The sequence below is a fragment of the Pannonibacter sp. SL95 genome (genome assembly GCF_026672425.1).
Lineage (GTDB): Bacteria > Pseudomonadota > Alphaproteobacteria > Rhizobiales > Stappiaceae > Pannonibacter.
Window position 1 is genome coordinate 1,283,000 of sequence record NZ_JAPPRC010000003.1, and the last position, 26,946, is coordinate 1,309,945.

The 26,946-nt window shown below is 60.7% G+C and carries 23 protein-coding genes and 1 pseudogene; 6 read left to right on the forward strand and 18 right to left on the reverse strand.

Going from position 1 to position 26,946, the window contains the following annotated elements:
* Nucleotides 1-85: 85 nt before the first annotated feature.
* Together OVA12_RS06600 and OVA12_RS06605 are read left to right on the forward strand one after the other, a co-directional pair.
* Nucleotides 86-874, forward strand: a complete 789-nt coding sequence (locus OVA12_RS06600; protein WP_268135606.1) for an AraC family transcriptional regulator — start codon at nt 86-88, stop codon at nt 872-874.
* Nucleotides 875-942: 68 nt separating this feature from the next.
* Entirely contained in the window at nt 943-1,374 is a 432-nt protein-coding gene (locus OVA12_RS06605) for a universal stress protein (protein WP_268135607.1), read from the forward strand.
* 76 nt (nt 1,375-1,450) lie between these two features.
* On the opposite strand, the gene OVA12_RS06610 is transcribed toward OVA12_RS06605, so the two are convergent.
* The 5 genes and pseudogenes from OVA12_RS06610 to OVA12_RS06630 form a co-directional block, all read right to left on the reverse strand.
* Complete coding sequence (locus OVA12_RS06610) at nt 1,451-2,626, reverse strand: vWA domain-containing protein (protein WP_268135609.1); 1,176 nt, start codon at nt 2,624-2,626, stop codon at nt 1,451-1,453.
* Nucleotides 2,627-2,691: 65 nt separating this feature from the next.
* Nucleotides 2,692-3,802, reverse strand: a pseudogene (ppk2, locus tag OVA12_RS06615) (polyphosphate kinase 2).
* A gap of 123 nt (nt 3,803-3,925) precedes the next feature.
* Nucleotides 3,926-4,957, reverse strand: a complete 1,032-nt coding sequence (locus OVA12_RS06620; protein ID WP_268135611.1) for a YcjF family protein — start codon at nt 4,955-4,957, stop codon at nt 3,926-3,928.
* On the reverse strand, nt 4,954-6,474 hold the full coding sequence (locus tag OVA12_RS06625) for a YcjX family protein (protein ID WP_268135613.1): 1,521 nt from the start codon (nt 6,472-6,474) through the stop codon (nt 4,954-4,956). Before OVA12_RS06625 ends, OVA12_RS06620 begins: the two co-directional genes overlap by 4 nt.
* Nucleotides 6,475-6,583: 109 nt before the next feature.
* Entirely contained in the window at nt 6,584-7,099 is a 516-nt protein-coding gene (locus tag OVA12_RS06630) for a SixA phosphatase family protein (protein WP_268135615.1), read from the reverse strand.
* Between the two features lie 304 nt (nt 7,100-7,403).
* Between OVA12_RS06630 and OVA12_RS06635 the strand changes: the two genes are divergently transcribed.
* Nucleotides 7,404-8,762, forward strand: coding sequence for an NAD(P)/FAD-dependent oxidoreductase (locus tag OVA12_RS06635; RefSeq protein ID WP_268135617.1), 1,359 nt, complete (start codon nt 7,404-7,406; stop codon nt 8,760-8,762).
* Here the strand turns inward: OVA12_RS06635 and OVA12_RS06640 are convergent.
* Entirely contained in the window at nt 8,734-9,300 is a 567-nt protein-coding gene (locus OVA12_RS06640; RefSeq protein ID WP_268135619.1) for a hypothetical protein, read from the reverse strand. The two genes, OVA12_RS06635 and OVA12_RS06640, sit on opposite strands and share 29 nt — an antisense overlap.
* A 3-nt stretch (nt 9,301-9,303) precedes the next feature.
* The gene (locus OVA12_RS06645; RefSeq protein ID WP_268135621.1) at nt 9,304-10,149 is read right to left on the reverse strand and encodes an AAA family ATPase; all 846 of its coding nucleotides are present in this window, start codon (nt 10,147-10,149) and stop codon (nt 9,304-9,306) included.
* A 270-nt stretch (nt 10,150-10,419) separates the two neighbouring features.
* Between OVA12_RS06645 and OVA12_RS06650 the strand changes: the two genes are divergently transcribed.
* The 3 genes from OVA12_RS06650 (at nt 10,420) to OVA12_RS06660 (ending at nt 15,274) form a co-directional block, all read left to right on the forward strand.
* Nucleotides 10,420-11,805, forward strand: a complete 1,386-nt coding sequence (locus tag OVA12_RS06650; protein ID WP_268135623.1) for a flagellar hook protein FlgE — start codon at nt 10,420-10,422, stop codon at nt 11,803-11,805.
* A gap of 68 nt (nt 11,806-11,873) precedes the next feature.
* Nucleotides 11,874-13,727, forward strand: a complete 1,854-nt coding sequence (flgK, locus tag OVA12_RS06655) for a flagellar hook-associated protein FlgK (RefSeq protein WP_268135625.1) — start codon at nt 11,874-11,876, stop codon at nt 13,725-13,727.
* Nucleotides 13,728-13,735: 8 nt separating this feature from the next.
* Nucleotides 13,736-15,274 carry a flagellar protein gene (locus OVA12_RS06660; RefSeq protein ID WP_268135627.1) on the forward strand — a complete coding sequence of 513 codons (1,539 nt, stop codon included), beginning with the start codon at nt 13,736-13,738 and terminating at the stop codon, nt 15,272-15,274.
* Nucleotides 15,275-15,352: 78 nt separating this feature from the next.
* On the opposite strand, the gene flaF is transcribed toward OVA12_RS06660, so the two are convergent.
* The 11 genes from flaF to OVA12_RS06715 form a co-directional block, all read right to left on the reverse strand.
* Complete coding sequence (gene flaF / locus OVA12_RS06665) at nt 15,353-15,691, reverse strand: flagellar biosynthesis regulator FlaF (protein WP_268135629.1); 339 nt, start codon at nt 15,689-15,691, stop codon at nt 15,353-15,355.
* Nucleotides 15,636-16,109, reverse strand: coding sequence for a flagellar biosynthesis repressor FlbT (flbT, locus tag OVA12_RS06670; protein ID WP_268135631.1), 474 nt, complete (start codon nt 16,107-16,109; stop codon nt 15,636-15,638). Before flbT ends, flaF begins: the two co-directional genes overlap by 56 nt.
* A 91-nt stretch (nt 16,110-16,200) precedes the next feature.
* Nucleotides 16,201-17,706, reverse strand: coding sequence for a flagellin N-terminal helical domain-containing protein (locus OVA12_RS06675; RefSeq protein WP_268135633.1), 1,506 nt, complete (start codon nt 17,704-17,706; stop codon nt 16,201-16,203).
* Between the two features lie 267 nt (nt 17,707-17,973).
* Nucleotides 17,974-19,491, reverse strand: a complete 1,518-nt coding sequence (locus OVA12_RS06680; protein WP_268135635.1) for a flagellin N-terminal helical domain-containing protein — start codon at nt 19,489-19,491, stop codon at nt 17,974-17,976.
* Between the two features lie 341 nt (nt 19,492-19,832).
* Complete coding sequence (locus OVA12_RS06685) at nt 19,833-21,350, reverse strand: flagellin N-terminal helical domain-containing protein (protein WP_268135637.1); 1,518 nt, start codon at nt 21,348-21,350, stop codon at nt 19,833-19,835.
* A 265-nt stretch (nt 21,351-21,615) separates the two neighbouring features.
* Nucleotides 21,616-22,776, reverse strand: a complete 1,161-nt coding sequence (locus OVA12_RS06690; protein WP_268135640.1) for a flagellin N-terminal helical domain-containing protein — start codon at nt 22,774-22,776, stop codon at nt 21,616-21,618.
* Between the two features lie 263 nt (nt 22,777-23,039).
* Complete coding sequence (locus OVA12_RS06695) at nt 23,040-24,200, reverse strand: flagellin N-terminal helical domain-containing protein (protein WP_268135642.1); 1,161 nt, start codon at nt 24,198-24,200, stop codon at nt 23,040-23,042.
* Between the two features lie 301 nt (nt 24,201-24,501).
* Nucleotides 24,502-24,891 carry a hypothetical protein gene (locus OVA12_RS06700; RefSeq protein WP_268135643.1) on the reverse strand — a complete coding sequence of 130 codons (390 nt, stop codon included), beginning with the start codon at nt 24,889-24,891 and terminating at the stop codon, nt 24,502-24,504.
* A 128-nt stretch (nt 24,892-25,019) separates the two neighbouring features.
* Nucleotides 25,020-25,511, reverse strand: a complete 492-nt coding sequence (locus OVA12_RS06705; protein ID WP_268135646.1) for a flagellar protein FlgN — start codon at nt 25,509-25,511, stop codon at nt 25,020-25,022.
* Entirely contained in the window at nt 25,508-25,822 is a 315-nt protein-coding gene (locus tag OVA12_RS06710) for a rod-binding protein (protein ID WP_268135648.1), read from the reverse strand. Before OVA12_RS06710 ends, OVA12_RS06705 begins: the two co-directional genes overlap by 4 nt.
* Nucleotides 25,822-26,937: a flagellar basal body P-ring protein FlgI gene (locus OVA12_RS06715; RefSeq protein WP_268135650.1), complete on the reverse strand. Its 1,116-nt coding sequence runs from the start codon at nt 26,935-26,937 to the stop codon at nt 25,822-25,824. Before OVA12_RS06715 ends, OVA12_RS06710 begins: the two co-directional genes overlap by 1 nt.
* Nucleotides 26,938-26,946: the final 9 nt, after the last annotated feature.

Here is a 26,946-nt window from a genome sequence, read left to right on the forward strand (position 1 = left end):
CTCTTAATTATCGCCTTGTGCGCCTTGCGCGTTAGCGTCGTTTTGTCATCATATGTCGCTGACTTGCCAAAACGCGGGGAGCGGCATGGCCATTCATCCCGAGTTGCACCGGTTGCCGGACGGCCCCGTGCTGTCACCGATCTACGCCTATACGACGCAGGAAACGGCGGGCGAGGTGACACTCCTCCATTGCCACGATGCTGCGCAGCTGTTCCATGTCGTGCGCGGATCCCTAGCCATCGACACGGAGCGGGGCACCTTCTTCGTGCCGCCGGAGCGGGCGGTCTGGATGCCGCCCCGATTTGCGCATGAGACGCGCTATCTCACACAGTCGGAAGTGCGCTACCTCTACATCAGCCGCAGCGTGGCAGCCCGCCTGCCGCAGGAACCCAGGATCCTGCAGATGACCGCGCTGCTGCGCGAACTGATCCTCGCCTACATGACCTATCCGCGCGCCCAGACGGTTTCCGGCCCCGCGGCCCGGATTGGCGAGGTCATTCTGGACCAGCTTGACCTGCTTCCGGCGCAGGGACTGGAGCTGCCATTACCCGTTGAAGGGCGTTTGCGCGGGGTGTGCGAGGCGATCGTGCAGGATCCGGCAAAGGCGCCTGTACTTGCCGATGCCGCTGCTGCATGTGCCCTGTCGGTCCGCTCTTTCGAACGGCGCATCCAGGCCGAGACCGGGCTCTCCTACCGCAGCTGGTGCCGGCAAGCGAAACTGTTCCGGGCGCTGGAACTGCTCGCCTCCGGTGACAGCGTGTCGGATGTCGCCTTCCGCCTCGGCTACGAAGGTCCAAGTGCCTTCGTATCCACGTTCCGCAAGGCATTCGGCGTCACGCCCGGTCGATATTTCGATACTGTTGCGAGATCTTGATCCATCTCAACGTCAGTCCTTGCAGGGAGTGCAACTGTTTGCCCCGCAGTACCTTAGAGGAGGGATTGATGTTCAAGACGATTGTCGTGCCGGTGGATCCGGGCGAACCGAAATTCTCCGCCCCCGCGCTGGATGCGGCCAGCCGCTTTGCCCGTGACTATGGCAGCCGCCTGCATCTGGTCGCCGTGCTCGCCCATTCGCAGGGCTTTGTCGCCAGCTATTTGCCGGCCGATTTCGAGGAAAAGGCGATCTCCGATACCCGCGCGATGCTGGATGATCTGGCGCACGGGCTTGGCCTGCCGAAGGACAAGGTCGCCGTCTCCGTGCGGGTTGGATCGATCTATCATGAGGTCATCGAAGAAGCGAAAGAGACGGGCGCCGACCTGATCGTGATGGAATCCCATCGCCCGGACCTGTCGACCTATCTGCTTGGTTCCAATGCGGCCAAGATCGTCCGGCACTCGACCTGTTCGGTGATGGTGCTCCGGCCGACCAAGTAAGCGCCCAACCCCGGGCGGAGGCTGACACCTCTGCCTGGGCCGATCTCCAGATGCAGGAGGTTGCAGCCGGGCTGGTTCAGCGGGCGAGGTCGCGCATGGCGTCGGTCAGGCCTTCCAGCGTCAGGCCATACATCCGCCCACCCATCAGCTCGCGCATCATGCGGATGGAGTGGGTGTAGTCCCAGTGCTGTTCCGGCACCGGGTTTAGCCAGGCCGAGCGGTGATAGATGTTCAGCACCCGCTGCATCCAGGCGCTGCCCGGCTCTTCGTTCCAGTGTTCCACCGAGCCGCCGGGATAGGCGATCTCGTATGGGCTCATCGAGGCGTCGCCGACAAAGATCGCCTTGTAGTCGGCAGGATACTTGTGCAGCACGTCCATCGTCGGCAGCCGCTCGGAATGGCGGCGGCGGTTTTCCTTCCACACATGCTCGTAGAGGCAATTGTGGAAGTAGAAATGCTCCATGACCTTGAACTCGGACCGCGCCGCTGAAAACAGTTCCTCGCAGACGCGGATATGATCATCCATAGAGCCGCCGATGTCGAAGAACAGCAGCACTTTCACCGCGTTGCGCCGCTCGGGCCGCATCTTGACGTCCAGCATGCCCTTGTGGGCGGTCGACCGGATCGTGTCATCGAGATCCAGTTCGTCGGCTGCACCGGTGCGGGCGAACTTGCGCAGCCGCTTAAGCGCCACCTTGATGTTGCGCGTGCCGATTTCGACGCTGTCGTCGAGATCCTTGAACTCGCGCTGGTCCCAGACCTTGACCGCGCGGCGATGGCGGCTTTCCTTCTGGCCGATGCGCACGCCTTCCGGGTTGTAGCCGTAAGCACCAAAGGGAGATGTCCCGGCCGTGCCGATCCACTTGTTGCCGCCCTGGTGGCGCTCCTTCTGTTCTTCCAGCCGCTGCTTCAGCGTTTCCATCAGCTTCTCGAAGCCGCCGAGGCTTTCGATGAGGGCTTTTTCTTCTTCGCTGAGGTGCTTCTCGGCCAGCTTGCGCAGCCAGTCTTCCGGGATCTCGGCACCCGGGGCCTCGCTCATCAGGTCGAGGCCCTTGAAGACATGCCCGAACACCCGGTCAAAGCGGTCGAGATGCGACTCATCCTTCACCAGCGCCGTGCGGGCGAGATAGTAGAAATCCTCGACCTTGCGTCCGGCAAGGTCGAGTTCCAGAGCCCGCATCAGGTCCAGATATTCGCGCAAGGAAACCGGAACGCCGGCCCCCTTCAGCTCAGTGAAGAAGGTGATGAACATATCTTGAAGGTAGGCGGGCCCGCCCGGCTTGTCGAGGGGCTGGCCCGGTCGGCGTTGGTTCCCTCTCAGCCGCCGGTGTCGCCGGACTTCAGCTCCGGATGCAGCTTCTTGCCGAGGATATGCGTGCTCTGGCCAATCACGTGATGCGCCGCGCCGACGATCAGCGGATCCGGTGTCCCGACCAGATGATGATCCTTGTCGGGATAGGGCAGGGAACTGAGGAAATGCTCCATGCAGTTGAGACGCGCGCGCTTCTTGTCATCGGATTTCACGATGGTCCAGGGCGCATCCGCCGTGTCGGTATAGAAGAACATTGCCTCCTTGGCCTCGGTGTAGTCGTCCCACTTGTTGAGTGACGCAAGGTCGATCGGGGAGAGCTTCCACTGCTTCAGCGGATCTGTCTGGCGTTCGGTGAAGCGCTTTCGCTGTTCTTCCTGGGTGACCGAGAACCAGTATTTGAACAACCGGACCCCGTCCCGCACCAGCATGCGTTCGAATTCCGGACACTGGCGCATGAATTCCAGATACTGGCTGGCGGTGCAGAACCCCATGACGCGCTCGACGCCGGCCCGGTTGTACCAGGACCGGTCGAACAGCACCATTTCTGCCGGCAGAGGGAAGGTGCTGGATGTAGCGCTGGAAGTACCACTGCGTTGCCTCGCGCTCGGTTGGCTTCTGCAAAGCAACCACGGTCGCGCCGCGCGGATTGAGGTGTTCCATGAAGCGCTTGATGGTGCCGCCCTTGCCGGCAGCGTCACGGCCTTCGAACAGGATGATCACCCGTTGTCCGGTTTCCTTGATCCAGCGTTGTGCCTTCAGAAGCTCAGCCTGCAGCTTCGCCTTGCGTTTCTCATAGGGGTCGGATCGCATGCGTGAGGCATAGGGATACTCGCCGCTCTCGAAGATCTGGTGGATCGTTGCCGGATCGTGGCGCATGGCCGCGATGCTGGGCCTGTGTTCCACTACAGGCGCTGGCGCGGCAGCAATCGGAGGGATGACGGCATTGGCCTCCGGCGCAGCCCCTTGTTCGGCACTCGTGCCGGCTACAGCGTCGCTTGTGCTCAGGGTGACAGCGTCGACCTGAGGCGCGGCAACCGCGGCTTTCGACCGGCGCGGTGTCCGGGGCGTCGCCTTGGATCCTGCCGTGCTGCCTGTTGTGCTGTTTTCGTCTGCCATGCCGCTCCTCCAACGCAATGAATTCCGTTGCGGGAAGATTAGCAGGCAAACACAAACAGGCTCTTGATCAAAATCACATGCCGGTCATGCCAGCCAGTCATGGCTGTCAGCTTTGGTGGTGGGTCACTGCGTGGCCGTATCCTTCGGCTCGGACCGGGTCAGCTCGGCAAGGAAGTCCTGGATCCTTGGTCCCTTGGTACCAAGGAACGGGGCCGGGCGGCAGATGTCTGTGGCGGCCACGCCAATGCGGGCCGTCAGCAGTCCGTTAATGACGCCCTCGCCCAGCCGTGCGGAGAGCCTTGCCGCCAGTCCGTGGCCGAGAAACTGCGAGATGAGGCTGTCACCTGCGGCCATTCCGCCGGTCACCGCCAGATGGCCTGCGACCTCTTTCGCCAGCCGGATGAAGCCCAGTGTGCCCGGACGCCCGCCATAGAGCGCCGAGAGCCTGCGGATGATGCGGATGTTCTCCGCCAGGACGACGATCAGGTCGAGCGCAGCGCGCGGGCTGACAGCCGTGATCAAGGACACGCGCTTGGCGCTGTCCGTGACGATCCGGCGAGCCGCTGCATCCAGCGGGGCGAGCAGTTCCCGTTCGGCGAGCAGGATCAGGTCACGGCCGTCGATTACCTCGGCCAGGTGCCCCTTCATGGCGGCGCGTCCACGGGCCATCTCCGGCCGGTCGGCATAAAGACCGATCAGCTCGCCAATGGCGGCTTTGGCCGCGCGCACATCATCAGCCTCTGCCGCGGCGGCCATCGCCTCGCGCAGCCTGTCGATGCGGCGAAGGCGTGCAAGCCCGGCCAGTTCACGAACCGTCAGTCCGACCAGTCCAAGTACCGCCAATACAACGAGGCCAAGGCCAGCCCAGCCGAGCCAGTCGGTTCTGGCGAACAGGTCACGGATCAAGCTGTCGATGGCAAGGCCGATGGCCAGGCTTGCAAGGCCGCCAAGGCCGGCCAGCAGCCAGCGGCCGAAGCGCATTCCCTTCGCAGGCTGCGCCAGACTGGGCGGCACCTCGTCAACGTCGGCGGCTGCCGGGATGATGCGGGCCTCATTGCGCAGCGGGGTGCCGAGCGTTCCGTCTTCGAAACGCACATTGGCATCGTCCAGCTTGAAGGCGGTCGGGCGGCGCGGCTTGCGGCTGTCGTCGGTCATGCGAGCCGGTCTCCGATCAGGAAGTTGATGGCACGGTCGAGCCGGATATGCGGCAGGGACAGGGTCAGCCCCTCCGCCGTGCGCTCAAGGACGGGCGGGCGGAACCGGACAAAGCGCAAGGCATTCCCGTCCGCAACCTCCGTCTGAAGGCGGTGATGTTCTGATTCAGCCTCAAGCTCTGAAGGTGATGATTCTGAGTCAAGCGGCTCGAAAAGTGAGTCCGGATCCTTCGGTAAGTCCCCGGGAAACATGGCGATTTCAGTTCGCCCATCATAGTGGTCGCCGTTGACCGTCTCACCCGGCAGCGGTGTGCCGAGGATTGCCGGCAGTTCCTCGCCGGCATGGCGCACGGTTGCCTCACGCGTTGCGCGAACAGCCGCCAGCGCCAGAACCTCCACTTCGGCTCCACGAAATTCGGCATGCTCGATGCCGCGCGCGACGAGCCGGCGCAGGATGGCTTCCAGCCGGTCGTGGTCATCCCGGTGCAAGTGGTCGGCCTTGGTCGCTGCAAACAGGATGCGGTCGATCCGGCGGGTCAGGATCGATGAGAGCCAGCTGGAGCGGCCCGGGAGGAACGAGGTCAGCACCTGGCCAAGCGCCGTCTCCAGGTCACGCAGCGCTGCCGGGCCTGCGTTCAAGGCCTGCAAGGCATCAACGAGCACGATCTGCCGGTCGAGGCGGGCGAAGTGATCATGGAAGAACGGGCGGATGACATGCTTCTTGTAGGCCTCATACCGCCGTTCCATCATCGCGCGGAGCGATCCTTGCGGCGCGGTAGTCGTGGCATTGGCCAGATCGAGTGGCGCGAAGGTGAGGGCCGGTGAGCCATCCATGTCGCCCGGCATCAGGAAGCGTCCGGGGGGCAACATCGACAGCGCATGATCATCAGCCCGGCAGGCCGCAAGATAAGCGGTGAAGGCCTTTGCGAGAGCCCGGGCGTCGCCCTCGTTCTCCGGAGCGTTGATGTCCAGGCGAGAGAGGATGTCGAGATAGTCGGCTGCGAGCGTCTGGCGGCCGGGCGCGCGGGCAAGACGCAGCGCTTCGTCGGAAAACGTGCGGAAGTCCTTGGCAAGCAGCGGAAGGTCGAGCAGCCATTCGCCCGGATAGTCGACGATATCGAGGTGAAGCCGGCCACGCCCGAGGGTCCGGTTCAGGAACGAGGCGGATTCGTAGTCGATTGTCAGTCGCAGTTCGGAAACCTGCCGGGTCGACTGTGGCCAGATCCGCTCGTTGATCAGCGCGGCCACATGGGACTCGTAGTCAAACCGGGGGACCGCATCGTCGGGCTGGGGCTGCAGCGAGGTGGCCGAAATGCGCCGGCCAGCGGCGGCATCGAACAGCGGCAGGCGGCCGCCGTGCAGAAGATTGTGCACCAGGGCCGTGATGAACACGGTCTTGCCTGCCCGGGCAAGGCCGGTGACGCCGAGCCGCAAGCTGGGAACGCCGAGGTCACCGGCTGTGCCTGCAAGGTTTTCGAGGGCGAGCAGGGCTTCATCGGCGAGGGCAGTCAGTTTCATTGCGGCATCCTTGTCTCATGCCGGATGTAGGAAGCCGGGGGGAGCGCTACAACAGTTGCTGTGTCCACCCGCCAGGTTTCGCTCTGCCCCGGCCGCCGTCTTGATACCCTCAGCTGAGATCGCGTGGCCGGACGAACCGCACCAGCCGCCCGCTTTGCGGCAACAGCCCGGAGAGGCTGTCGCAAGGCACCTCGATGATCGCCAGCGCTGCCGTCGGGAATTTTTCGGTCAGCGCATGCAGGGCATCCGCGTCGCCCTCTGCGACGAGTTCACGCGCGGTGTCATGGATCGCCGGATTATGCGCAATCAGCATCACTGTTTCGGCCGATCCGCCTTGCGCGCGCAGCAAATCGACATAGTCGCTTTCGCTGGCGGCGTAGATCTCCGGCATCAAGCGGATTTCGCAGTGCGTTCCGAGCACCGGCAGCAGCGCCTGCAAGGTCAACCGGGTGCGCAAGGCAGTCGAGCACAGGATCAGGTCCGGCAACAGTTGCTCGGCCTCGATCCAGGCCGCCATTCGTCTGGCGGCGTCCTCTCCACGCGGTGCAAGCCAGCGGTCATGGTCCGCAATCGCCGGATCACTCCAGTCGGACTTGGCGTGGCGATACAGAATGAGTGTGCGCATCAGCGTCTCCCTTGTGGTCGTCCACCCATAGCAGATCGCGCTCCTGACGGCATTGGGGTTCCACCTGACGCCTACAATTGGCATCCCAAGCGCAGGCGGAAGACTGTTGCTCCTCGCGATGCAGCTTGGAACGGTTCAAATTGAAATCTGCTGAACTGTCTAATCTTGAATCAAAGTCGCAGTATTCTGCTATATAGTTAACACTGAAATTTCTATTTATTACCTTGCGTAACTTTTTTTTCTGTTGCTGCGCTGGACTGGATTGAATACGACCGGATTGGGTGAGGCGAATGGTTGGGGTTTCATGTCCGTTCCACATGAACATGTCGCATCATTTTATCGCCACGAACGTCGGGACGCTGCTGCCAGCGTTATCGGACTGGATGGGCGCGCCCACGCTGAAATCTGTGTAATCGGTGCCGGGCTGGCCGGTTTGACGACGGCGTTCGAGCTGGCGCGCCGGGGCCGGCGGGTGCTCGTTCTGGAAGCGGACCGGGTTGGCTGGGGTGCATCCGGTCGCAACGCCGGCTTTGTCTCCTGCGGATTTGCCGAGGGTCTCGATGCCCTGGAAGCACAGGTCGGGCCTGCCGATTCCCGGGCGCTGTTCGACCTCTCGCGCCTCGGTGTTCAATACATCGCCGAGACCATCGTGTCGGCCAATCGCCGCGACATCGTCGGAGGACGCGGCGGTCTCAGCCTCGTGCGCACGTCGCCTGGCGACAGGCTGCAGCGCCGCCAGGAGCGGATGGCCGAAAGCTACGGCTGCAAGCTGGACGTCTGGAGCCGCGAGGCCGTTTGCGAGGTTCTCGCCACGTCGGCCTATTTTGGCGGCCTCCATGATCCTGCGGCGTTTCACATCGATCCGGTCGCCTATACCGATCTGATGGCCAACCGCTGCCGCGCAGCCGGTGTCTGGATCTTCGAAGCCAGTCCGGTATCGCGAATTGCCAATGTAGGCGCGGGCTGGCGCGTCGAGACGGATCGCGGCGTGGTTCACTGCGAACAGGTGGTTCTGGCAACCAGCGCCTATGGTGTCCTCAACCAGACTTACCGCCCGGTGGATCGGGCGGTGCTGCCTGTCGCCACTTACGTGATCACCACCGAACCCCTCGGCGAGCGACTGGCCGACATCATCCGGTTTCGCGGCTGCCTGTCCGACACGCGCCGGGCCGGCGACTACTATCGCATCGTCGGTGGAGATCGGCTGCTCTGGGGCGGACGGATCACCACACGCCGGGCGGAGCCGGCTCGTCTTGCCGATATGTTGCGTCAGGACATCCAGCGCATCTACCCGCAGCTGGGATCCTTCAAGGTTGACTACGCTTGGTCGGGGTTGATGGGCTACGCGCGTCACAAGATGCCCTTGCTTGGCCAGATCAAGCAGGGACTTTGGGTGGCGACTGCTTTCGGCGGCCACGGCCTCAACACCACCGCGATGGCGGGGCAGCTGATCGCGTCGGCGATCACGGAACAGGATGACCGCTGGCGTCTGTTCACGCCCTTTGGCCTGCGCTGGGGTGGTGGGCCGTTGGGACGAGCGGCCACTCAGCTGCACTACTGGCAGATGCGCGCCATGGATCGGGCAGGGGAATGGCGGTCCCGCCGCGGTCGCGACGCGAAGCCAAGTGCCCCCGTCATTTCAGACGTGCAAGCTGGTCCCTGAGCTCCATGTACGCCGGTTCGACCAGGTTCTCGTGCTCGGGCAGGGTGTAGGAAATCCAGAGCGAATAGTCCGACGAGCGGCCCTTCAGATGCCAGAACGTTTCGAGCAGCGCACGCTCCTCCGTCCCGCCTGTGCGAAATGTGATGCCCTGGCTGGAAACACCGCTCAGCCGCACCGGTGCAAAGCCCGCCGCCTGGTATGAGGCGGCAAAGCGCTGCGCCTCGACCGGCCCGGTGTCAGGCGCATGCTGCCGGACGACGATCTGCAGCCCTTGCTCGGACGAATAGATACATCCGGCGAGCCGGGTTCGAGCCGCTGCCAGCACCTTGGTCCGGGTGAGGTCTCCCAGGCGGTTGGGGCAGCTGAGGCCAGAAAAATGCCGCATGCCGAGCGCGTCGTTGACCCAGCCAGCTTCGTACTCGCTCTGCACCTTCGGGGCAGCCGTCTGCGCCACGGGCGAAGCGGAGTTCGCGACGAGCGCGGCGACAACACCGAATGTCAGCGAGGCCGGGCGCCAAGGACTGGACCAACGATTCATGACCTATCGTTGCTCGCGACGCGCCATGAAGGCAAGCCGCTCGAACAGATGGACGTCCTGCTCATTCTTGAGCAACGCGCCATGCAGTGGCGGGATCAGCCGCTTGGGATCCTTTTCCCGCAGCAGTGCCGGGTCGATGTCCTCGTTGAGCAGCAGCTTGATCCAGTCCAGCAGTTCGGAGGTGGACGGCTTCTTCTTGAGGCCCGGCACATCGCGAATGTCGTAGAACAGCGACAGCGCCTCGCGCAGCAGCTTTTCCTTCAGCCCCGGGAAGTGGACCGCGACGATTTCGGTCATGGTCTCGCGGTCAGGGAACTTGATGTAGTGGAAGAAGCAGCGGCGCAGGAAAGCGTCCGGCAGGTCCTTTTCGTTGTTCGAGGTGATGATCACCACAGGGCGTTGCCGGGCCTTGATCGTCTCGCCGGTCTCGTAGACGAAGAACTCCATCCGGTCGAGTTCCTGAAGCAAGTCGTTCGGGAACTCGATGTCCGCCTTGTCCACCTCATCGATCAGCAGCACTGGTCGCACGTCACTGACGAAGGCGTCCCACAGTTTGCCCTTACGGATGTAATTGCGGATGTCCTTGACGCGCTCGTCGCCAAGCTGGCTGTCGCGCAGTCGCGAGACGGCATCATACTCATAGAGACCCTGCTGCGCCTTGGTCGTCGACTTCACATGCCATTCCAGCAGCGGCGCGCCGAGTGCGGCGGCGACTTCATGGGCCAGAACCGTCTTTCCGGTTCCAGGCTCTCCTTTGACCAGCAAGGGCCTCTGAAGGGCAACGGCGGCGTTGACGGCAACCCGCAGGTCCTCAGTGGCGATGTAGCTCGTGGTCCCTTCAAAACGCATGTCAGCATCTGCTCCGCTCTTGTCGGGCTGGAGAGTAGGGCGCTGGTCGGCACCACGCAAGTCTTGCCGGCAGGGCTGCTTTTTCCGTGTTGCCCGGCATCTTTTGCCGCCGCTCGGCAGTTTTGGGCTGGTCAGGACTGATTGTCCTGCTAGGCTATTTTTCAAGAAAGTGCCGAAAAAACAGACGCTTATCCTGTGATTCAAGGCTGGCACGCGCCTTGCGAGGGAGGGGCAGGGCCATTCCTGTTCGAGAGTTCAAGAGGAAGCGGAATGAGTATTTACGGGGCTATCAATGCGGCGACTTCGGGCCTTGCGGCTCAGTCAAAGGCGCTGGAGAACATTTCGGGTAACGTCGCCAACTCCCAGACGATTGGCTACAAGCGGCTCGACACCACCTTCTCTGACCTCGTGTCGAGCGGTGGCGCGGTGCAGGGCAAGCAGGTGTCCGGAACGACGCTTGCTACATCCCGCGCGACCAACACGGTCTCAGGTGCGATCGTCGCGTCTCAGGTCGACACCTACCTTGCCATCAATGGCAAGGGCTACTTCGTCGTGACCGAAGCCAGCGACGTCATCGACGGTCAGACGACCTTCGCCGATGCCGAGTTCTATTCGCGCGCCGGCGATTTCGAGCTGGATGAGAACGGCTTCCTGGTCAACAGCGCCGGCTATTACCTCAAGGGGTACAAGCTTGATCCGCTGACGGGCAATGCGGTCGGCGACAGCGCAACCGTTATCCAGATCCCGAAAACACCGATGGCGGCAAAAGCCACCTCGGAGATCCGGTATCAGGCCAACCTGCCGACCTATCCGTTGACGAGGAACGCTGACAAGACCGTTCCCGGCAGCCAGTTCCTTGATACGTCGGGTGGGATCACGGCGACCTCCAACATCACCAACGCGGATCTGCAGGATTTCCTCGATTCGTCGATTTCCGGTCAGGCCATCACCGGCTATGACGCGAACGGTGCGCCGATCAACGTCGAAGTTCGATGGGCACAGACTTCAGCGAACACCTGGAATGCTTACTATTCTGCGGGCAGGGATGCGGCGACTGCAGCCCCCGCCGATGTGATGTGGAACCGCATCGGTCAGGTCACATTCACCGCGGCTGGCAAGATGGACGTGCTGACGCCGCAGGCGCCGAACACGCTGGCACCTGGTGGCGCCGGGTTCACCATCGACAGCCTCACGGTTGGCGGTGTGAACGCAGGCAACATCCAGCTCACCTTCAAGAACAATACCCTGACCCAGTACGCTGACCTGAAGGGCTTGGCGACGTCTGTCGACCTGAAGCAGGACGGATACGCGGCTGGTCAGGTCGTCGGCGTCACGATTGACGCCGCTGGCCGGGTGACTGCGTCCTACTCGAACCAGCAGCAGCTCGCGGTCTACGAGATCCCGATCGCGACCTTCAGCGCTGAGCACAACCTGCGCCGCGTTGATGGCGCCGCATTTGCTGCGACGCCACTTTCCGGCGTTCCGGTGTTCGGTGAAGGCGGTTCTGTCCTGTCCAACAGCTATGAGGCCTCCAACGCCGACATCGCGGCTGAGTTCTCCAAGCTGATCATTACCCAGCAGGCCTATTCGGCCAACTCCAAGGTCGTCACCTCGGCCGACGAAATGCTGAACGCCGCATTGGGCATGATCCGTTAAGGCACACGCTAGCGTGGGGGCGGCTTCTCCGGTCGCCCTCACCTTGATCAGGGGTTCGGAGGCGCATCATGGGTCTGACGTCTGCCCTCAACACCGCCTTGTTTGGCCTGACGCACAACCAGCGTCAGATCGACGTCACAGCGGCCAACATCGCCAACGCGAACACCGCTGGCTACACGGCCAAGCGCGTCGAGGCCGACGTCTATTTCGATCGCCATGGCAATGTGTCGGGGCTGCTGACCAGCGACATTCGCCGCGAGGTCGACCGTGCCATTCAGGACGGGTACTGGGACAGTCTCGCCGGCACCGCCTTCGCCAAGACCATCTCGTCCTACACCTCCGAGATCGACAGCACGGTCGGCACACTGAGCGATTCCTCGTCGCTGCCGTCGTTGATGTCAAAGCTCAACACCAACCTGGCAGCGCTGGTGAGTGCGCCAGACAGCTATGCCGCGCGCCAGGAATTTCTGGGAACCGCCGACCTGCTGGCCCGCCGTCTGAACTCGACCTATGAGTCGTTTCAGGACATGCGGTCGCGTGCCGACAGTGCCATCGCCAACCAGGTTGGTGAAGTGAACCAGCTGTTGCAGCGTATTGAGGATATCGATGCTGCAATCCAGACTTCGAAACTCACGGGTACGCCCGGCGTCGACCTTTATGACCAGCGCGATCGATATCTCGAGCAGATCTCAAGCTATCTCGACGTGTCGGTGTCTTTTGATACCAGCGGCTTTACCCGCATCAACACCTATTCCGGCCAGATCCTCTACGGCGAGGGGAAGGCAGCCGCCATCGAGTTCAAGGCAACGGGAACGCTGAAGCCCGGTCAATCCGGGAATTCCATCACGGTCGTTACGCCGGGCGGAACGCCTTACGATCTTGTGGCAGCGTCGCGGTCCGGCTCGATGATGGCGCTGGTGAACCTGCGCGACGAGACATTGCCGCAGGCGCAGGCCCAGCTGGACGAGCTGGCATCGCAGTTGTCGCTGGCCTTTTCCAACGTAAATGTTGCGAGCACTCCGGCGACCGTCGGTCTTGAGACCGGTGCGACGCTGGATCTCGCAGGTCTTCAGGCAGGCAATACAGTCTCGCTTTCGTATGTCGACAGTGGTGGTGTGACGCGAAACGTGAGCTTTGTTGCGGTCAAGGACCCTGCGCTTCTCCCTTTGCCTGCCTCGACGACGGCGCGCCCGGATGACATTGTCTACGGCATTGATATTTCCAGCGGCAATCCGGCGAATTACATCACGCAGATTGCCACGGCTCTGACCGGCTCCAATCTTGCCGTCGCAAACGACGGGACAGGGAAGTTGCGCGTGCTGGGCGATACGGCATCCAGCACAGTGATGAAGTCGCTGTCGGCGAATGTCACGGTTACGGGATCGACCAATCAGGGTCTCGGTCTTGCAGTCTTCGTTGACGCCCGCGATGGGCAGAAGCTTTACACGGACGCTCTTGAAAATGGTGCGCAGAAGACTGGTTTCGCCCGTTCCATCGCTCTGGATCTGTCTCTGAAGACTGACAGTTCCAAGCTGGTTACCTACCAGACCACGCCGACGACCAACTCGCCGAAGGACTCGTCCCGGCCGCAGTATCTTCTCGATGCCCTGAGCAAGACCAATCGGTCCTTCGATGCGTCGAGTGGTATCGGCACAGAGGGAGACCCCTTCAAGGGTACTGTCATGAATTTCGTGACGCAGTTTGTGACGTTCCAGGGGGAGCAAGCGCAGACAGCCAAGGAAAATGCCAGTGCGCAATCAGCATTGACCCAGAATCTCGCACTCCGATACGAGGAAGATTACAAGGTCGACGTTGATGCAGAACTTGGCTTTCTTGTTCAGCTCCAGAACGCTTACTCCGCGAATGCGCGTGTCATGCAGGCGGCGCGTGAAATGTTCGACACTCTGCTGAATTCGATCTAGAGGTTGTCATGGCTATTGGTACGATTACATCGTCGCGCGGGTACTTGACCCAACAGCTGACGACCCTGAGCCGGACGCTGACGGAAAAGACCGGCCAGCTCGCAACCGGCAAGGTTGCGACTACCTACGGCGGCGTCGGCAACCAGCGCCAGCTGGACCTGGAACTGGGTCAGAAGGTGCAGCGGATCGAGGCGTACCAGGAAACGATCACGATGAGCCGTCTGCACATCAAGACGCTCAATCTCAATCTGGAACGGCTTGAGAAACTGCGGATCCAGGCCAAGGATGCCATGGATCTCAATAACTTCGAGCTTCAGGCGGATGGTCAGACGTCGACACAGGCGACCGCAGAAATCCTGCTGACGGAAGCAATCAGCCTGCTCAATTCCGAGGTCGGCGGTCACTTTCTTTTCGGCGGCAGCGATGCCAACACCAATCCGGTCCTGCAGATGGACCAGATCCTCAATGGCGTAGATGGCAAGGCCGGCTTGAAGCAGGTGTTGTCGGAGTTCTGGCAGGCCAATCGGGGAGCCAGTCAGCTCGGGCGGCTGAACATGTCGGCCCTCACCACAACGCTGGATGGATTTGGCCAGCCGCTGACGTCGTCCTTCACCGTGACCGAGGATGGCGCACATAATTTCGGCTTTGATATCAAGGCCGTAACGTCGAACATGTCCAATGTGACACTGACGCCGCCGACGGGTGTTGATCCGGACAATTTTGGAGTTCAACTGACTGGGCAGCCGTTGCCGGGGCAGAAGATCACGGTTGAACTGGCGCTTCCGCCATCGGGTGCAAAGACGACCAAGATTGAGCTGACGGCTGCTGCGAGTGGAAATTCACCAAATACGTTCCTCGTTGGTGCAGATCTCGCGCAGACTGCTGCTAACCTGCGGACCGCCATGACCACTGCCCTGCAGGAACAGGCGAATACTACACTTCGAGCTGCTTCGGATGAATGGGCCGCCAATTCGTTCTTTGACAGCTTCGCAGGCAATCCGCCGATGCGTGTGGCTGGCCCTCCGTTCGACACTGCAACCACACTGGTGAACGGGTCTGCGACGACCACCTCGTGGTACATCGGAGAAAACACCGCCACAACCGATCCCAGGCAGGACAAAATCGCGGCAGTTGACGACAATTTGCGCCTTGGCTACGGCGTCCGCGCGAATGAGAACGGTCTGGCCAGTGTCGTGAAGGCACTCTCGACATTCATCGCTGGCGATTTTTCCGCCAACACGTCGACCGACGAAAAATATTACTCTGCGCTCGCTGACCGGATGAAGGCAACGATCCAGCCAGAGGGCACCGCGCGCTCCGGTATCGTCGACATCACCACCGAAGTCGCGATTGCGTTCCGGTCAATCGAATATACCGCGGAGCGGCATACGACCTTGAAATCGGGCTACAAGGGCACGATTGCGGAGATCGAGGGGATCGACAAGGAAACGCTGGCGGTCGAGATCGTGCAGCTGCAGACCATGCTGGAGGCGTCCTACAGGGCATCGTCGATCGCGATGAAGATGTCGCTGGCTGACTATCTCTGATACATCCTTCCAGAAAGCAGAAAGGCCGCGCGAGAGATCGCTGCGGCCTTTCCTGTTTGGGTCGTCTGATCCTGATGGTCAGGTTGCAGCGGGCTGGGCGCGCAGACCTTCCGCAATGCTGCGGTTGATCGAGATCAGGGTATTCAGCTTGTCGGCTTCCGGCGTGATCAGGATATCCATCGTGTGCCGGAAGATGAAAACTCCAAGCGTCGCAATGTTGTCCTTGATCGGCTGCGGCAAGGGGTTTTCCGGGCTTGTCACGGAGGTGACGAGGATGGTCCAGAGCTTCCGGTTGTAGGTGAGGGCTTCGTCCTTTTCGGCAAACGAAGTCTCTTCCCACTCATCCTTGATGAGCTGCAGTCTAGCGGCCGCCTTCATCAGGATCGTCGCTTCCAGCTCCCGCGGGGAAACGGCCACCTGGCTTGTCTTCTGGTAAGCCTGCGCTGCCTGCTTGTACATGACTGATAAGCGTCCTCTCGTACTCGATAAGCCTTTTTGCTTCTTTCAGAGCCTTGTAGAAGGCACCTCCCAGGATCGAATTGCTCACCTTTGTAACATACGGAATGGTACTCGGGGCTGCCCGGATAATGTCGTTGACCAGTGTAAAGTAGTCGTCCTTAATTTTTTCTATATCTGCGGAAAGATACATCAGCTGCACTGCAAGATAGATCCGCTTGGCTGGCGTATCTGCCGTAGCGGGAGTGAGGATGTCCTTTTCGCGCAGGATTGGCGCCTGGCCTTCAATGAAGAGCCGCGTGCGCTGATTGTCATTGGTGATGACACTGTCGCCAACGATAATCCTCTCGCCTGGCTTCAGCTCGACCTTGAGCGCCATGACAAGCCCTCCACCGCACAGTTTGGTTCACAACCATTAACCAAATGGTTAACGCCGCCCGTCTGGTTCTTAACGACTTGCTGTTTCTGCATCAGCCGAACAGGCTGAGTACGCTCTGGTCCGCCTGGTTGGCGAGCGAGAGGGCCGTGGAGGACAGCTGCTGCCGCGTCTGCAGCGCCAGCATGTTCGCACCTTCCTGGTTCATGTCGGCGATCGTCAGAGCACCGGCACCGACTTCCAGCGTGTTGATCAGCTGACCGGTGAACTTCTGACGCACTTCCACCGTCGACAGCGTGGTGCCGAAAGAGGAGGCGTTGGAGCGCAGCGTATCCAGTGCAGCGTTGATCGCCTGCAGGGTGCGCTCGATGTCCGTATCATCCTTGAAATCGGAATCCGTTGCCGTGAGTTTCACGGTGCCATCTGTCGTCGCCAGCGCGCCGATGTTGAAGTCCTTGTTGGTGCTCTTGATGTTGAAGGAGATGTCGCCAACGAGGCTGATCGTGCCGCCTGAGAAGCCGGCATCCAGTCCCTTCACGCCATTGATCAGCTTGACCAGATCGTCAACGGTCGTATTGGCGCTGATTTCGAGAGAAGCAGGCTCGTATCCGTTGCCATCGGAGATCGTCAGTACATCACCGATTTCATAGCTACCTGAGCTCACGAGCTTGGAGCTGGGGGTCAGCGCCACGGGTGTAAGCGTCGTCGTACCGGTCGCTGTGCCGCCATTTGTTGCCGAACCGCCACCAGTATTGTCTTTGGCGATCGTAACGGCGATACCGACGCCAGACGTTACCTTAATGCTGTCAGACACTTCATCGAATGTGGCCTTGATACCACCGACACTGTTCAGGGCGTTGACGTAATCCTGGACCGTCTTGATCTGGCCCGCACCTGTTCCAACGGTGAATGTCTTGTTGGTCGTTCCGTCCGAAACGGTAATGACGTTGCCGTTAGCCCAAGCGCCGCCAGAAACCGAAGTCAGGTCGGACGACGCCTGCAAACCGTTCAGGGACAGGGTTGCGGAAGAGGCCTGAAGCGAAAAAGACGAGGTGGCACCGACGCCAGTTGCCAGGTCCTTGAGCGCCAGGCCTGTGTCGAGCGTGGTGTCCGTGTAGTCGACAGGCAGAACTTTCAGGTTTGACGTACTGTCTTCATTGAAGAGCACGGTTAACTCGTTGCCGGCGCCAGCGAGCAAGTTCTTGCCCTTGTAGCTGGCGTCTCGCGCCATGTCTTCGATCTGCTCAAGGACGGCATTGTACCGTTCGGCATAGATCTTGCGTTCGTACTCGCTCTGGGTCTGCAACGCCTGGTTCGCGATGGCCTTTGCGGACTCGACCAGCTTGGTGATCGAGGTAATGCCGTTATCTGCTGCCTTGATGGTCTGGACGGCCTGACCCATGCTGTCGAGCAGGTTGTTCAGATCCTTGGCGCGATCATTCAGGCCAGCCGCCGTGAAGTAGGAGTTCGGATTATCGAGTGCGCTGTTCACCTTCAACCCGGTGGCCAGACGGTTCTGCGTCGTGGACATCAGATTGGCGGTATTCTTGAGCGAGAGCAGGTTCTCCCGGACGGCGCTGGACAGGACAATGTCGCTCATGGCGTGCTCACCGATCTCTACAAATGTGGTCCATTAACAAACCACTAACGGATGTTCTGACCTTATTTCTTAATGAAAAGTAAATGCGCTGTGTACCTGTTAACACTTCAGTGACGGGGGTTACCAAATGGTTTCTTCTAATTCATTGAAAAGTCAGGCGAAAATTTGAGTGGGGACAATCGATGCTGCATCGCGAAAAGTACAAAAGGCGGGGCTTTCGCCCCGCCTTTGCGGTGAGTGTCAGGTTGTGAGTCGCGCGACTGATTCTTAGAAGAGCGACAGGACTGTCTGATCCGCCTGCGACGCGAAGGACAGGGATGTGGAGGCCAGCTGCTGCCGGGTCTGCAGGGCGAGGAGGTTTGCACCTTCCTGGTTGGTGTCGGCGAGGGTCAGCTTGCCGGCACCTTCCTGCAGCGTGTTGATCATCTTCTTCGTGTAGTCCTGACGGATTTCCACGGTCGACAGGTTGGTACCGAACTCGGACGCCTGGGCGCGAAGGTTCGACAATGCCGTGTTCAGCTTGTCGATTGTCTTGTTGATTGCAGCATCCGTTGCAAAGCCGGATTCCTGCTGGGCGACAACGTTCACACCATCGGTGTCGGCAGTGAAGGCTGCTGCGTTGAAGTCCTTGTTGTCGCTCTTCAGCGTCAGCGACACATCACTTTCGATGGTGATCTTGCCGGTGCTGGTGTTGAACGAGGCGTTGACGCCGTTGAAGTCCTTGATGAAGTCGGTCAGGTCTTCAACCGTCGTAGCCTTGCCGACTTCCAACGAACCCAGCTCGTAACCGTTGCCGTCTTCCAGGGTCAGCGTGTCGCCAACGTTGAAGGAGCCGGAGTTCACCAGCAATTGGCTGGCTGCGGTGTAGTTGGCAGCGGTGACGGTCGCGAGATCAGCCGGAGCCGGAGTTGCCGCACCGCCGTCGGTGTTGCGCAGGTAGACGTTGTCGTTCGAGGTGATCGTCAGGGTGCCGGTCTTTTCGTCGAACTCGGCGCGAACACCTGCGGCCTTGTTGATCTCGTCGACGACGTTCTGAACGGTCGTACCTGCACCGATGGTAATTGCGTTGGTGCCGGAGACGATCGAACCGCCGCCGGAGGCTGCCGTGCGCAGCTGCAGCACGTCGCCGGTGTCAAGGCTGGTCGCGTCCGAGATCAGCGAGCCGGACGTCAGCACGTTGCCGGAGCCATTGGTAAAGGTGATCGAAGCCTTGCCGCCTTCGATCTGCAACGACGATGCGCCGCCCTTTGCTTCAAGGAGGTCAGTCAGATTGAGCCCGGCCGACAGGGTGGTGTCAGTGTAGTCGACCGCGGTAACCGTCAGCTTGGAGGTGTTGTCCTCGTTGAAGATGGCGGTCAGGTCGTTGCCTTCGCCGCCGAGCAGGTTCTTGCCCTTGTAGGACGAATCCTTGGCGACCGATTCAATCTGCTTCAGCAGGTCGTTGTACTGCTTGGCGTACTGGGCGCGCTCGTACTGGCTCTGGGTCTGCAGAGCCTGGTTCGCCTTGGCCTTGGCGGTCTCAACGAGCTTGGTGATCGAGGTGATGCCCTGATCCGCTGCCTTCATCGTCTGCACCACCTGGCCCATGTCGTCGAGCAGGGTGCCAAGATCATTCGCGCGGAACGTCAGTCCCGAGGCGGTGAAGAAGGAGTTCGGATTGTCGAGGGCGGAATTGACCTTTTTTCCGGTCGCCAGCTTGTTCTGTACACCGGACATCAGGTCAGCGGTGGTCTGCAGGGTCAGCAGGTTCTGCCGTACGGCAGCCGACAGGGTGATATCAGACATTACATGTCCCTTTCCTGGGGGCATTTACTCGCACCGCTCGTCCTGAGCGGGTATGCGATCATCATCTTTAGTTAACCTTAAACAAAGGTTAACGGGGGTCGGGTGCTGTTTACCAAATCTGCAGACAGGTTACCGAAACCCTCTGAATTCGTTGCGTTATGCAAAAGCGTGCCGTCGGATGTGGATAAAAAATTTACGTTCGCGGCAAACCGCGCCGGACTGACAACGAGTGAGGTGGGCTATCAGGTCCCGCCAAGGGGAGGGCGGGTACAACGACAAAAGGCGGGGCTTTCGCCCCGCCTTTGCGGTGAGTGTCAGGTTGTGAGTCGCGCGACTGATTCTTAGAAGAGCGACAGGACTGTCTGATCCGCCTGCGACGCGAAGGACAGGGATGTGGAGGCCAGCTGCTGCCGGGTCTGCAGGGCGAGGAGGTTTGCACCTTCCATGTTGGTGTCGGCGAGGGTCAGCTTGCCGGCGCCTTCCTGCAGCGTGTTCATCATCTTCTTCGTGTAGTCCTGTCGGATTTCCACGGTCGACAGGTTGGTACCGAATTCGGACGCCTGCGAGCGCAGGTTCGACAGGGCGTTGTTCAGCCGGTCGATGACCTTGTTGATGGCCTCGTCGGTTGCAAAGCCGGATTCCTGCTGGGCCACAACGTTCACACCATCGGTGTCGGCGGTAAAGGCGGCCGCGGCAAAGTCCTTGTTGTCGCTCTTCAGCGTCAGCGAGACATCACTTTCGATGGTGATCTTGCCGGTGCCGGTGTTGAACGAGGCGTTGACGCCGTTGAAGTCCTTGATGAAGTCGGTCAGGTCCTCAACCGTGGTGGTCTTGCCGACTTCCAGCGAACCCAGTTCGTAACCGTTGCCGTCTTCCAGGGTCAGCGTGTCGCCAACGTTGAAGGAGCCGGAGTTCACCAGCAGCTGGCTGGCTGCGGTGTAGTTGGCAGCGGTGACGGTCGCGAGATCAGCCGGAGCCGGAGTTGCCGCACCGCCGTCGGTGTTGCGCAGGTAGACGTTGTCGTTCGAGGTGATCGTCAGGGTGCCGGTCTTTTCGTCGAACTCGGCGCGAACACCTGCGGCCTTGTTGATCTCGTCGACGACGTTCTGAACGGTCGTGCCAGCACCGATGGTAATTGCGTTGGTGCCGGAGACGATCGAACCGCCGCCGGAGGCTGCTGTGCGCAGCTGCAGCACGTCGCCGGTGTCAAGGCTGGTCGCGTCCGAGATCAGCGAGCCCGACGTCAGGGTGTTGCCGGAGGTGTTGGTGAAGGTGATCGTGGCCTTGCCGCCCTCGATCTGCAGCGAGGACGCACCGCCCTTGGCTTCCTTCAGGTCGGTCAGGTTCAGGCCTTCCGACAGGGTGGTGTCGGTGTAGTCGACCGCGGTGACCGTCAGCTTGGAGGTCGCATCTTCGTTGAAGATGGCGGTCAGGTCGTTGCCTTCGCCGCCGAGGAGATTCTTGCCCTTGTAGGACGAATCCTTGGCGACGTCTTCGATCTGCTTCAGCAGGTCATTGTACTGCTTGGCGTACTGGGCGCGCTCGTACTGGCTCTGGGTCTGCAGAGCCTGGTTGCCCTTCGCCTTGGCGGTTTCAACCAGCTTGGTGATCGAGGTGATGCCCTGATCCGCTGCCTTCATCGTCTGCACCACCTGGCCCATGTCGTCGAGCAGGGTGCCAAGGTCGTTTGCCCGGTTGTTCAGGCCCGAAGCGGTGAAGAAGGAGTTCGGATTGTCGAGCGCCGAGTTGACCTTCTTGCCGGTCGCCAGCTTGTTCTGGACATTCGACATCATGTCAGCAGTGCTCTGCAGGGTCAGCAGGTTCTGCCGTACGGCAGCCGACAGGGTGATATCAGCCATTACTAGTCCCTTTCCTGGGTCCATCACGTCCCGCCGCTCTTCCTGAGCGGGTATGGGTTCATCATGATTTGGTAACCCTAATCAAAGGTAAACGGCTGCAATTTTAAGGTTAACTGAGTGTAAACGATGTAAGTGAAAGTCTTAATTCCAAAAAATCATTCTTAATGAAGTGTAAATTAACGTGAACTCACCGTGAGCAGCTGGCCTTGAAACGCAAAACGGCGGGCCAGGGGCCCGCCGTTTTCTGTGATTGAAGCTTGTTTGATCAGAACAGACGCAGCACGTTCTGGTCGGCCTGCGAAGCCAGCGACAGGGCCGTGGAGGCCAGGGACTGCTGGGTCTGCAGGGCCAGAAGGTTTGCACCTTCCTGGTTGGTGTCGGCGAGGGTCAGCTTGCCGGCGCCTTCTTCCAGGGTGTTGATCATCGCCTTGGTGAAGTCCTGGCGGTTCTGCACGATCGACAGGTTGGTACCGAAGGTCGAGGCCTGGGCACGCAGCGTGTCCTGGGCACCCTTCAGCTTCTTCAGGGCAGCGTCGATGTCGCTGTCCTTGGCAAAGCCGGATTCGGCCGAGTTGTTGGTCGTGCGGTCAGCGAAGGAGCCGACGGCCGAAGACGACGACTTCATCGTCAGCTTGAACTCGGAGGTCACCGTCATGGTGTTGGTGGCCAGCGATGCGGTGACGCCATCGGTGTCGTCGAGGAACTTCTCCAGATCGCCGACAGTCGTGGTGGCCTTGACTTCCATCTTGCCGATTTCAGCGCCGTTGGTGTCGGTCAGGCTGATCACGTCGCCGGCAGCGAACTCGCTGTCGGAGGTCAGCAGGCTGCCGCCGGTGAGGGCGGTGGTGGCTGTGCCGTTGGTCAACGTGATGGTCGTGGTGCCGCTGGTGCCGGTCGCCAGATCGGACAGGTTCAGGCCGGTGGTCGAGGTCGTGTCGGTGAAGTTAACGGCGGAAATGTCGAGCTTCGACGAGCCGTTTTCGTTGAACGTCACCTTCAGGTCGTTACCGGTGCCGCCGAGCAGGTTCTTGCCCTTGTAGCCGGAGTCCTTGGCAACAGACTCGATCTGAGTCATCAGCTCGTTGAACTCTTTGGCAAACTGCGCACGCTGGGTCTGGCTCGACGTCTGGGCAGCCTGGTTGGCCTTGGCCTTGGCGGCGTCGACGAGACCGGAGATCGAGGTGATCCCCTTGTCGGCGGCCTTCAGGGTCTGAACGGTCTGACCCATGTCATCGAGCAGGGTGCCAAGGTCGCTCGAGCGGTTTTCCAGGCCCTTCGCAGTGAAGAAAGAATTCGGGTTGTCGAGCGCCGAATTGACCTTCTTACCGGTGGAGAGTTTTTCCTGGACGCGGCTCATCATCTCAGAAGTGGACTGAAGAGCGTTAAGGTTCGATCGAACAGAGCTCGAAATGGTGATTCCAGCCATCGTTTTATTCCTTCCTGGGAATACGTTTTATTCAAACCCTTCCTGGGTTCGACAGCTGAAAGCCTGCGCTTTAAATGGAAATGAGGTGTAAAAGAACTTGGTTAGCGTTATTTAACCTTAACAGCGACTGAAGTTATTCGAGTGGCGATTTGCATTTTGCTTGTGCGCCAGAGGCTTGTGGGGGAGGCAAAAAGTAAAGCGGCGGACCGATGGCCCGCCGCTTTCCGCGTCTTGTTGTCCGACGCTCTCCCTGTGTAACGAATTCAGAACAGACGCAGCACGTTCTGGTCGGCGGACGCCGCCAGCGAGAGGGCCGTGGAGGCCAGAGACTGCTGGGTCTGGAGCGCGAGAAGGTTCGCGCCTTCCTGGTTGGTGTCGGCGAGGGTCAGCTTGCCGACGCCTTCTTCCAGGGTGTTGATCATCGCCTTGGTGAAGTCCTGACGGTTCTGCACGATCGACAGGTTGGTACCGAAGGTCGAGGCCTGGGAACGCAGCGTGTCCTGTGCGCTCTTCAGCTTCTTCAGCGCCGCATCGATGTCGGTGTCCTTGGCAAAGCCCGATTCTGCCGAGTTGTTGGTCGTGCGGTCAGCGAAGGAGCCGACGGCCGAAGACGACGACTTCATCGTCAGCTTGAACTCGGAGGTCACCGTCATGGTGTTGGTGGCCAGCGACGCACTGACGCCATCGGTGTCGTCGAGGAACTTTTCCAGATCGCCGACAGTCGTGGTGGCCTTGACTTCCATCTTGCCGATTTCGGTGCCGTTGGTGTCCGTCAGGCTGATCACGTCGCCGGCAGCGAACTCGCTGTCGGAAGTCAGCAGGCTGCCGCCGGTGAGGGCGGTGGTGGCCGTGCCGTTGGTCAGCGTGATGGTCGTGGTGCCGCTGGTGCCAGACGCGAGATCCGAGAGGTTCAGGCCCGTGGTCGAGGTCGTGTCGGTGAAGTTGACCGCGGAAATGTCGAGCTTCGAGGTGCCGGTTTCGTTGAAGGTCACCGAAAGGTCGTTACCGGTGCCGCCGAGCAGGTTCTTGCCCTTGTAGCCGGAGTCCTTGGCAACAGACTCGATCTGGCCCATCAGTTCGTTGAACTCTTTGGCGTACTGCGCACGCTGGGTCTGGCTCGACGTCTGGGAAGCCTGGTTCGCCTTGGCCTTGGCGGCGTCGACGAGACCGGAGATCGAGGTGATCCCCTTGTCGGCGGCCTTCAGGGTCTGGACGGTCTGGCCCATGTCATCAAGAAGAGTGCCGAGGTCACCGGCGCGGTTCGAAAGACCCTGCGCGGTGAAGAAAGAATTCGGGTTGTCCAGAGCAGAGTTGACCTTCTTGCCCGTGGAGAGCTTCTCCTGGACCTTGCTCATCATCTGCGACGTGGACTGAAGAGCGGAGAGGTTCGTTCTCACTGCGCTCGAAAGTGTAACACCTGCCATTTTTTTGTTCCTTCTGGTTTGCGCCTGTCATCCTTTCTGAATGACGCTGGAACAATGGCGGCAAAGAGCTGTATTACTTGTAAATTGATATGGTTTCTCGAATTTAAGTTTAAATAGAAGTAAATTTAACGAATTTACTACTGAGGATTTACCTTAAGATTATTGGTAAACGCATGTTTTCCTCTTGAGGAATCTCAAGGCAGGCCAAGGCCTGAAGGGCCGTCACGGCGTAAACGAAAAGACCCTCGCGCAGGATGCGGAGGGTCTTTTTCGTCACCAGTGTGTTTGGTCTTGTGCCGGGTCAGACGGTTCTGACGACGCTCGCCGGGCGCTGCTGTACGTCCTGGACGTCGGCGGAGCGCGCATAAGCGCGCAACTTGCGCAGTGTCTCGCTGGGAACCTGCGTGACCACTTCACCGGAGTCCCGGTCCATCGCCACATAGATCAGAGACTGGCTTTCCGGATCGAGCCGGTTCTTGCGCACGAGGTCGCGAAGCTGCTGGCCAGCCACAGGGGCAGGGTTGCGCTCCTCGTTGGCGGGACGCTGCTCGGCACTCTCGGACGACGGTGTGACGGTCCGGGAGATCTCGTTGTCAGTTTTCGTTGCGGGCTCGTTGCGTTGCGCTACCCGCGTTTCCGGTGTGATTGCCGTGTAGGACGGCAACGGCGACCGGATCACTCCTGTGTCCATGGCAGCCTCCTCGGGATGTCCAATCCTAGACCCGATGCTACTTCCTCACGTTACGGCAAGGACGTGAATCGGTCGTTAACGGAAAGGTTAGACTTGTCCCGAAGTGCTGATTTTGTGATTCGTCCGACTCAGAGCGACCGATTGACCGCGATGCCTTCCGCCGGGCGTGCCGCAACAGGGGCCGCGCCGCCTGGCCCATAAGTGGTGGTGCGCTGCTTGGCGCCGACCGCACGGGCGACCGTGCTGACGATGCTGTTGGTCACTTCACGCGCCGTGGCCAGAACCGCGAGATTGATGCGCAGGACTGGCTGGAATTCGGCGTGCTGACGGCGCAGGCCCTGGACGGCCGCTGGCGCAAGATTACCGAGCGCGACGGAGTGCTCCTTCGCGTAGAGCACGCCCTGGGTATAATGGTGGATCAGGACAGCCTTCTCGCCCTGCAGCTCGCCTGCCGCGCGCAGCTGACCTTCTCGAACGAGTTCCGTTTCCTGCTCGACGACTTCCAGCAGCCGCTCCATGGTCCGGCGCACGGCATTGCAGAAATTCTCTGCTTCCTGACGGCTGACCGGCCGCTCGATGGAGAAGGGAAGGGTGGACGGGGCTTCAGCCTGTTCAATCACTGGGAGTTCTCCTGAAGGGCCAGCAGTTCGCGTTCGACCGAGGCGGCAATGCCGATGCCGCCTCGGGCTGCGATGTTCTTTGCAAATTCGTCGATGAGCAGACCTTGCCAGGTCTCGGAACCCTGACCACCGCCCCAGGCGCCGCCCTCCTCGATGCCGGTGAACATCGATTGCAGCATGGTGTTGAGGAACACGGCCTCGTAGGAGCGCGCAGCTTCCTTGACCTTCGCGTTCACGCCAGACCCGGCCGCAGCCAATGTAGACGCCGAAAGGGACCGCAGGGTCGGAATGGGATCGTTGCCGGTGTACATCAGAGCGCCTCGATCTCAGCCTGCATTGCGCCGGCTGCCTTGATGGCCTGAAGGATGGAAATCATGTCGCGCGGGCCGATGCCGAGCGCATTCAGCCCGTTGACCAGTTCCTGAAGCGTCACGGTTTCCTTCAGGATGGCGAGCTTCTTGTCGGAGTCCGTGTCGACGGTGACGTCGGACCGGGGCACCACCGCTGTCTCGCCATTGGCGAAGGGCAGGGGCTGCGACACCTCGGGACTTTCGGCGATCGTCACGGTCAGGTTGCCTTGGGCCACGGCGACGGTCGACACCTTGACGTTCTGTCCCATGACGATGATGCCGGAGTTCTCGTCGATCACGACGCGCGCGGGCATGTCCGGCTCGATGATCAGCTGTTCGATGTCCGTCAGCAGGTCGACGATGTTGCCGTTGTAATCCCTGGGGACGTCGATCCGAACGGTCGCCGGGTCCATCGGTTCGGCGGTCGGCATGCCGATCAGCTCATTGATGGCAAGCGCGACGCGGCGCGACGTGGTCAGATCCGGGTTGCGCAGGGCAAGGCGAACCGTTGTAAGTCCGGCCAGCTTGAACTCGACCTCGCGCTCGACAAGCGCGCCATTGGCGATGCGCCCGGACGTCGGAACACCGCGCACGACGGCCGCGGCGTCGGCCTGGGCGGAGAAGCCGGCGATGGCGACCGAGCCCTGTGCGATGGCGTAAACCTCGCCGTCAGCGCCCATCAGCGGCGTGACCAGAAGCGTGCCGCCCTGCAGGCTGTCGGAATCGCCAAGGGCGCTGACATTGACGTCAATCCGCGTGCCCTGCGTGGTGAAGGGCGGCAGATTTGCCGTGACCATGACGGCCGCGACATTGTTGGTGTTGAGATCAACGCCGCGGGTGTTGACGCCGAGGCGCTCCAGCATGGCCTGCAGACTTTGCCGGGTGAACGGCGCGTTTCGCAGGGAGTCGCCGGTGCCGTTCAGGCCGACCACAAGGCCATACCCGATCAGCTGGTTGTCGCGAATGCCTTCGAAATCCGAGATGTCCTTGATGCGCGAGGCCGCGCTTGCTGCGGAGGCGAGGCACGCCAGCAGGACGAAAACGGCGCCGAAGCGGAACAGGTTGGCAGACGTCATTCGGGTCAA